The following is a 7,183-nucleotide window of genomic DNA, read 5'->3' on the forward strand; positions in this document are numbered from 1 at the left end:
TCATGGCCGAGGCAGGGGTATTGCCGACACGAATTCTTGTCGTCAACGATGACGGGATCAATGCGCCCGGGTTGAAGGTTCTCGAACGGATTGCAAAGACCCTTGCCGACGATGTATGGGTCGTGGCGCCGGAAACCGAGCAGAGCGGCGCGGGACATTCGCTGACGCTGACCCAGCCGCTGCGACTTCGGAAGCTGTCCCGACGGCGCTTTGCGCTGACCGGCAGCCCGACCGATTGCGTGCTGTTCGCGGTTTCCGAACTGATGAAGGAAACGCCGCCCGATCTGGTGCTCTCGGGGATCAATCGCGGCGCCAATGTCGGCGACGATGTGACCTATTCGGGCACCATTGCAGGCGCCATGGAAGCGACGATCCTTGATGTTCCCGCCATCGCGCTGAGTCAGGAAACCAATGACGAGAAAATAGCGCATTGGCCAACGACGGAAGCCTTCGCGCCGGGTATCATTCGCCAGCTGATCGAGGCTGGCTGGTCATCCGATGTGCTGATGAACGTCAATTTTCCCGACTGCAAGCCGGACGAGGTGGCGGGCGTCAACGTCGTCGCCCAGGGGCATCGGCAGGCCGGCTACGATATTCGGGAATTGAAGGATCCGCGGCAGATCACCTATTACTGGATCGGCCCGGCGGTCAATCGCGCGGTCCGCGCGGGCAATACCGACTATCAGGCGCTGGAACGGCATGAAATTTCGATAACGCCGCTGCATATGAACCTGACCCATCAGGGCACACTGCGCAGCCTGAAGAAATTCTTTCCATGACTTCGGCATCGAAAAAAATACGGCTCATTCTCAGTCTTCGGCAGAGCGGTATAATAGATACTGCCCTGTTGACGGCGATGGAGCGCGTGCCGCGCGACATGTTCGTGCCGGAAGCGTTCTGCGATCGGGCCTATGAGGATACGGCTCTTCCGATCGGGCACGGCCAGACAGTCAGCCGTCCACGGGTCGTCGCGCAGATGATCGAGGCGCTGGCGGTGGATGACCGGGTGAAGGTGCTGGAAATCGGTACCGGCTCCGGGTACCAGACGGCGATCCTGTCGCATTTGTGCCGCCGGGTTTATTCCATCGAACGGCATCGTGAACTGCTGCGCGGCGCCGAACAACGGTTTACGGCGCTGGGACGGCGCAACATTACCACGAAGACCGGCGATGGCTGGCGCGGCTGGCCGGAACAGGCGCCCTTTACCCATATCATCGTCTGTGCGGCCGCGCCAAAAATACCGCCCGTGCTGGCCGGACAACTGGCCATCGGCGGCGTGCTGGTCATTCCTGTCGGCGATGAGCGGCATGAACAGCGGATCCTGCGTGTGACCCGCACCGTGGACGGGCTGGATACGCAGGATTGCGGCCCGGTGCGATTTCTGCCATTGGTGGAGGGGATGCCGGTCGCCGCAACGGTATCAGGACAGGCGGAGTCTCGGTAGGGGCGGCCATGACTTCGCGAATGCGCCGATCCCGCAATTTCATCCGTATCGCCGGTGCGATAGCGATGCCGGCGCTGGTCCTCGCGGCGTGTTCGTCCGGACCCTTCACCAAACCGGCCCGCGTCGTGCTGTACGACGAACGCAATCGACCGACTGAAACCCGACCGGCGCCGCAAACGCCGGCGAAAGTACCGGTGCAGGGCAGGGATAGGTCTGTGACGCAGGCGGAATTACCCCCCGCCACGCCGACCTCACGGTATTCGGGGCTGCACCAGGTACGCAGCGGCGAAACCGTATATGCCGTAGCCAGCATCTACCGTGTTCCCATTCGCGGCATTATCGAGCTGAACAATCTGCAGGCGCCGTATGTCCTGCGGCCCGGCCAGACATTGCGCGTTCCCGTGCCGCGGGACCATATTGTCCGGACGGGTGAAACGCTGTACGGCATATCGCGAACCTATGGGGTTGCGATGAATGCGCTGGTGCGGCTGAACGATATTCCGCCGCCCTATATGATTGTCGCCGGACGCAGCCTGCGCCTGCCGGAACCGGTGGAGGACGCTGCAACATCCGTCCCCGCCGCTGCGGCGGAAACAGTGGCGCGTCAAACGGATAAATCGCCCCCCGTTTCAGCCGGCAGCGACACGCCGTCCGCCGGACCCGTCGCATCGGCCCCGCGCGTGAAACAGGCGGCTGCCAATCCCTCGGTGCCGATGCCGCCGCCGCGATCGGGGCGGACGTTCCTGCTTCCGGTCCGGGGAAAACTGATATCGTCCTTCGGATCGAAGGGACAGGGCTTGCACAATGACGGGGTCAATATTGCCGCTGAGCGCGGAACGCCGGTACGCGCGGCGGAAAACGGCATCGTCGTGTACAGCGGCAACGCACTGCTCGGTTTCGGCAACATGATCCTGATACGCCACGCGGATGATTACATGACCGCCTATGCGCATAACGATACGATTTCGGTACGCCGCGGCGATACGGTACGCCGCGGGCAGCCCATCGCGACAGTGGGCAGCACCGGCAGCGTCTCCACGCCGCAACTGCATTTCGAGGTCCGCAAGGGGAAATCGGCGGTGGATCCGGCGAAATACCTGCCGAATCTTGCGTCAGGGTAGATAAGTCAACCGATACGCTTGCCCAGGCGTCCCGCGAGGTCCTGGATATACTGCCAGGCGACGCGGCCGGAGCGCGCTCCCCGGGTCATCGACCATTCGATAGCTTCGGCGCGCCATTCCGCTTCGCCGATCTCCAGGCCGAAGTGCTTCACATAGCCTTCGATCATCGCAAAATAGGTGTCCTGATCGTTGTTGTGAAAACCAAGCCACAGGCCGAAACGGTCCGATAGCGATACTTTCTCCTCGACGGCTTCCGACGGGTTGATCGCGGTGGAACGTTCGTTATCGATCATGTCGCGCGACAGCAGGTGCCGACGGTTGGACGTGGCGTAGAAGATAACATTGGCAGGCCGGCCCTCGATCCCGCCTTCCAGGATCGCCTTCAGCGATTTGTAGCTGGCGTCGTCGCCGTCGAAGGAAAGGTCGTCGCAGAACAGGATGGTGCGGCGCGCGCTTTGACGCAGATACGTCAGCAGCCGGGGCAGGGAGGGAATATCCTCACGATGAATTTCGACCAGCGCCAGGCTGCCCGGCGCCTTGCCCACAATGTCGCCATGCACGGCCTTCACCAGCGAGCTTTTGCCCGTGCCGCGTGCGCCCCAGAGCAGCGCGTTGTTCGCCGGCAGTCCTTCGGTAAAGCGCATGGTGTTCTCATACAGCGTATTGCGCTGCCGTTCGATCCCCTGCAGCAGGGATATATCAAGGCGATTAACCTCGATTACCGGTTCCAGCGTGCCGCTTTCCGCGTGCCAGACGAAGGCGTCGGCGGAATTGAAATCGGTAGCCGGCGCCGGCGCCGGGGAGAGGCGCTCGAGACTGTCGGCGATACGCGACAGCAGGGTGACGATATCCTGATCGGACATGCTGGTTTTCCGGAAGTGATGAAACAGGCGGCGGAACCTAACCGCCGCGGGGTGCCCGGTCAATTCTCTGCGCATCGCGCCGGAATTCGCTTGAATACGGCGTTTACGGCATTAACTGCGTGGTGGTTTTCGCGGGTCCGCGACTGTCGCGCATCGCGGTAAATCGCGAACCGGAATATTATCGCCGCTACAGGCCCGCAATGTCGCGTCAATGACCGCACGCGCGATTGCAATTGCGGGCTGGACCGTTATATTCCGCCGTCCGTGCATGTGGGTGCGGCAAGATAGGGAGAGTTCCATGTTTATATCCCCGGCCTGGGCGCAAGCTGGTGGTGCTGGCGGCGGTGACCTGCTCACCTCGATGATGCCGATCGTGCTGATTTTCGCCGTGTTCTATTTCCTGTTGATCCGGCCGCAGCAGAAAAAAGTGAAGGCCCATCAGGCGATGGTCGCAGCCTTGCGGCGGGGCGACAAGATCGTGACCGGCGGGGGGGTATACGGCACGGTCACCAAGGTTCTGAACGATCACGAAGCCATGATCGAAATCGCCGAAGGGGTCCGGGTCAAGATTGCCCGTTCGACGATTTCCACCGTTCTGACAAAGCCGGAACCCGGCGCCACGCCCAGCGCCGCGAATAACAGTGGCGCTGGACAGCAGGGCGGCGGCTTTATGGGCAAGCTCCTGGGCAAGAAATAGCGGGATAACCGCGGTTACGGAGCTGGGCGTTCATGGTTCAAATTGCCACCTGGAACAAGATTCTGATCGCGGTCATCTGCGCTTTGGGCATTGTCTATTCCATTCCGAATTTTTTCGACAGGGCGCTGTTCGAAGGCGTTCCGGACGGCTTGCCGGGCAAGCAGATCAGTCTTGGCCTCGACCTCCAGGGCGGATCGCATCTGCTGCTGCAGGTTGACAGCGATGTGGTGATCAAGGATCGCCTGGAAGACGAAACAGACCGGATTCGCGGCATACTGCGCGCCGCCAGGGTAAAATATCAGGGCCTTGCGGTATCCGGCGATGCGGTTGTCTTTCGCCTGCTGGATCCGGCCAACCTGGACGCCATTCGCAGTGAGGTCGGTGCGCTGTACCGGACGGGGATATTCACGGCATCCGGTGAATCGGCCGACGAAATGGAAGTGCAGGTCGACGATAGCGGCGCCTTTTCCGTGCAAATGACCGAGGCGGGCCGCAAGGCGCTGATAGCCCGCACGGTGGACCAGATCATTGCCATTCTGGGAATCCGGATCAATCCGCAGGGCGTTCTGGAGCCGACAATCCAGCGCCAGGGCGAGGACCGGATCCTGCTGCAGGTTCCCGGGGTCGACGATCCCGAGGAGCTCAAGGACCGGATCGGTCAACAGGCAAAAATGACGTTCCACATGGTCGACGAGTCGAACTCGGTCGAGCAGGCGCTCAACGGACGGGTCCCGCCGACATCCTTGCTGCTGCCGATGCGCGACAGGGGGCCCGGCGGTCAGGTCCAGCATATCCTGGTGCAGAAACGGGTACGGGTTGGCGGGGACCACCTGGTCGACGCCCAGCCGAGCTTCGGGGCGACAAATCAGCCGGTCGTGAGTTTCCGTTTCGACAGCATCGGCGCGCGCCGTTTTGCCGATACGACCCGGGAAAACGTCAATCGCCGCCTGGCGATCGTTCTCGACGGCGAGGTGATTTCCGCGCCGAATATCGAATCGCCCATTCTTGGGGGCAGCGGCATCATCACCGGCCGGTTCACGGTTCAGGAAACGCAGGATCTGGCGCTGCTGCTGCGCGCCGGCGCCTTGCCGGCGCCGGTAACCTTCCTTGAGGAACGTTCGGTCGGTCCGGGCCTTGGCCGCGATTCCATCGAATCGGGCAAGGTCGCCAGCCTGATCGGGCTCGGCCTTGTGCTGGTTTACATGGTTGTTTCCTATGGATTGTTCGGGGTGCTGGCGAACATCGCCCTGTTCTTCAATATCGCGCTGATCACGGCACTGCTGTCCGTATTGCAGGCGACACTGACCCTGCCGGGTATTGCCGGGATCGTTCTGACCATCGGCATGGCGGTGGATGCCAATGTGTTGATCTTCGAACGCATACGCGAGGAAACGCGGAATGGGCGGACGCCGATTTCAGCCATCGATTCGGGCTATCGCCGCGCCATGACGACCATCATCGATGCGAACATTACAACCCTGATTGCCGCCATTCTGCTCTATGTCTTCGGGACCGGCCCCATCAAGGGTTTCGCGGTGACGTTGAGCATCGGGCTGGTGACGTCGATGTTCACCGCCGTCATGGTGACCCGTCTGTTTGTCGTTCTCTGGCTGCGGCGGACGCGGCCGCAGGTATTGCCGGCATAGGAAGCGATTGATGAAAACGCTGAAACTCATTCCCGACAATACGAACATCCAGTTCATTCGCCGCCGGATCGTTGCGTTTGCGTTGTCCGGTGTGCTGATCCTGGGGTCCCTCGGCCTTTACTTCGGGCAGGGCCTCAATCTCGGCATCGACTTCCTGGGCGGGATACTGATCGAGGCCCGAACGGACGGCCCCGCCGATATCGGGATGCTGCGCGGCGAACTGAGCGGGCTGAATCTCGGCGAAGTGACATTGCAGGAATTCGGCGCGCCGGAAGATGTGCTGATCCGTATCCAGCGGCAGGAAGGCGACGGCGATGCGCAACAGGCCGCGATCACGGCGGTGAAATCCCGGCTGGGCGACCGCGTTGTGGAATACCGCCGGACCGAACTGGTCGGGCCTACCGTCGGCGGCGAATTGCGGGAAGCGGCCATCTATGCGGTGCTGGCGTCGATGCTGGCGATGCTTGTCTATATCTGGTTCCGGTTCGAATGGCAGTTCGGTGTCGGCGCGGTGCTGGCGCTGTTGCACGACGTGATTTCGACGATCGGCCTCTTCGCGCTGCTGCAGATCGAGTTCAACCTCGCCACGGTGGCCGCCATCCTGACGATCGCAGGTTATTCCATCAACGATACCGTCGTCGTTTACGACCGGGTCAGGGAGAACATGAGGCGTTATAAAGTAATGCCTTACGAGGAATTGTTCAATATTTCCATTAATCAGACGCTGTCCCGCACCGTGGTGACGAGCCTGACGACGCTGCTGGCGCTGATCGCGCTGTACGTGTTCGGCGGTGAGGTCATCCGGGGTTTCGCCATTGCCCTGATCTGGGGCGTGGTGATCGGCACCTATTCCTCGATTGCCCTGGCGGTGCCGCTTTTGCTGTATATCCGCCCGGATCGCGGGGTCGCGGAAGAGCGGGTGGAAGACGGGCTTCCCGCCGTTCAGGAATAATGGTTACTGGCCGGATACGGACGGCATCGGGATGGAAATGACACCGCTCATCCCCGGCGACCGCCAGCTCATCGGGGCCTATGGACCGGGGCTGTTCCGGGTGTCGGGGGTCGTCCATGAACAGTCGATCGTCGTGTTTCCCGACCGCACCCTGGAATGGCATGTTTCCGCGTTCGACCAGATCGACGCCGAAAGCTTTGCCGCGGTAACGGAAGCCGTCCCGCCGGTGGAGGTATTGTTGCTGGGGACCGGGTCGCGGCATGAATTCGTGTCGCCGGCGCTGCGACGCACGCTGCGGGATTCGGGCATCGTGCTGGATACGATGGATACTGGGGCGGCCTGTCGGACCTATAATGTGCTGATGGCGGAAGATCGCCGCGTCGCCGCCGCCCTGATCGCACTGTAGCATCGGGGATAGATCGGATCGTGTTTGATCGGAATCACCCGGGTGATTCCGATC

At 61.6% G+C, this 7,183-nt stretch carries 8 protein-coding genes; 7 read left to right on the forward strand and 1 reads right to left on the reverse strand.

All coding sequences use genetic code 11. The features are described from left to right. Window positions 1-2 precede the first annotated feature (2 nt). The 3 genes from surE to WD767_08525 are packed head-to-tail and all read left to right on the forward strand — an operon-like array spanning window position 3 to window position 2,565. Window positions 3-779, forward strand: a complete 777-nt coding sequence (gene surE / locus WD767_08515; protein ID MEX2616123.1) for a 5'/3'-nucleotidase SurE — start codon at window positions 3-5, stop codon at window positions 777-779. Further along, window positions 776-1,444 carry a protein-L-isoaspartate(D-aspartate) O-methyltransferase gene (locus WD767_08520; GenBank protein ID MEX2616124.1) on the forward strand — a complete coding sequence of 223 codons (669 nt, stop codon included), beginning with the start codon at window positions 776-778 and terminating at the stop codon, window positions 1,442-1,444. Before surE ends, WD767_08520 begins: the two co-directional genes overlap by 4 nt. A gap of 8 nt (window positions 1,445-1,452) precedes the next feature. Further along, the gene (locus WD767_08525) at window positions 1,453-2,565 is read left to right on the forward strand and encodes a peptidoglycan DD-metalloendopeptidase family protein (GenBank protein MEX2616125.1); all 1,113 of its coding nucleotides are present in this window, start codon (window positions 1,453-1,455) and stop codon (window positions 2,563-2,565) included. A gap of 5 nt (window positions 2,566-2,570) precedes the next feature. On the opposite strand, the gene WD767_08530 is transcribed toward WD767_08525, so the two are convergent. Continuing rightward, window positions 2,571-3,428, reverse strand: coding sequence for an ATP-binding protein (locus WD767_08530; protein ID MEX2616126.1), 858 nt, complete (start codon window positions 3,426-3,428; stop codon window positions 2,571-2,573). A 298-nt stretch (window positions 3,429-3,726) separates the two neighbouring features. Between WD767_08530 and yajC the strand changes: the two genes are divergently transcribed. Genes yajC through WD767_08550 form a run of 4 tightly spaced genes read left to right on the forward strand, consistent with a single transcriptional unit; the run spans window position 3,727 to window position 7,129 of the window. Continuing rightward, the gene (yajC, locus tag WD767_08535) at window positions 3,727-4,125 is read left to right on the forward strand and encodes a preprotein translocase subunit YajC (GenBank protein ID MEX2616127.1); all 399 of its coding nucleotides are present in this window, start codon (window positions 3,727-3,729) and stop codon (window positions 4,123-4,125) included. A 32-nt stretch (window positions 4,126-4,157) separates the two neighbouring features. Continuing rightward, window positions 4,158-5,771: a protein translocase subunit SecD gene (gene secD / locus WD767_08540; protein MEX2616128.1), complete on the forward strand. Its 1,614-nt coding sequence runs from the start codon at window positions 4,158-4,160 to the stop codon at window positions 5,769-5,771. 10 nt (window positions 5,772-5,781) lie between these two features. Further along, window positions 5,782-6,723: a protein translocase subunit SecF gene (secF, locus tag WD767_08545; protein ID MEX2616129.1), complete on the forward strand. Its 942-nt coding sequence runs from the start codon at window positions 5,782-5,784 to the stop codon at window positions 6,721-6,723. 37 nt (window positions 6,724-6,760) lie between these two features. After that, entirely contained in the window at window positions 6,761-7,129 is a 369-nt protein-coding gene (locus tag WD767_08550; GenBank protein MEX2616130.1) for an Mth938-like domain-containing protein, read from the forward strand. The last annotated feature ends 54 nt before the right edge of the window (window positions 7,130-7,183 follow it).

The organism is Alphaproteobacteria bacterium, from assembly GCA_040905865.1.
GTDB lineage: Bacteria > Pseudomonadota > Alphaproteobacteria > UBA8366.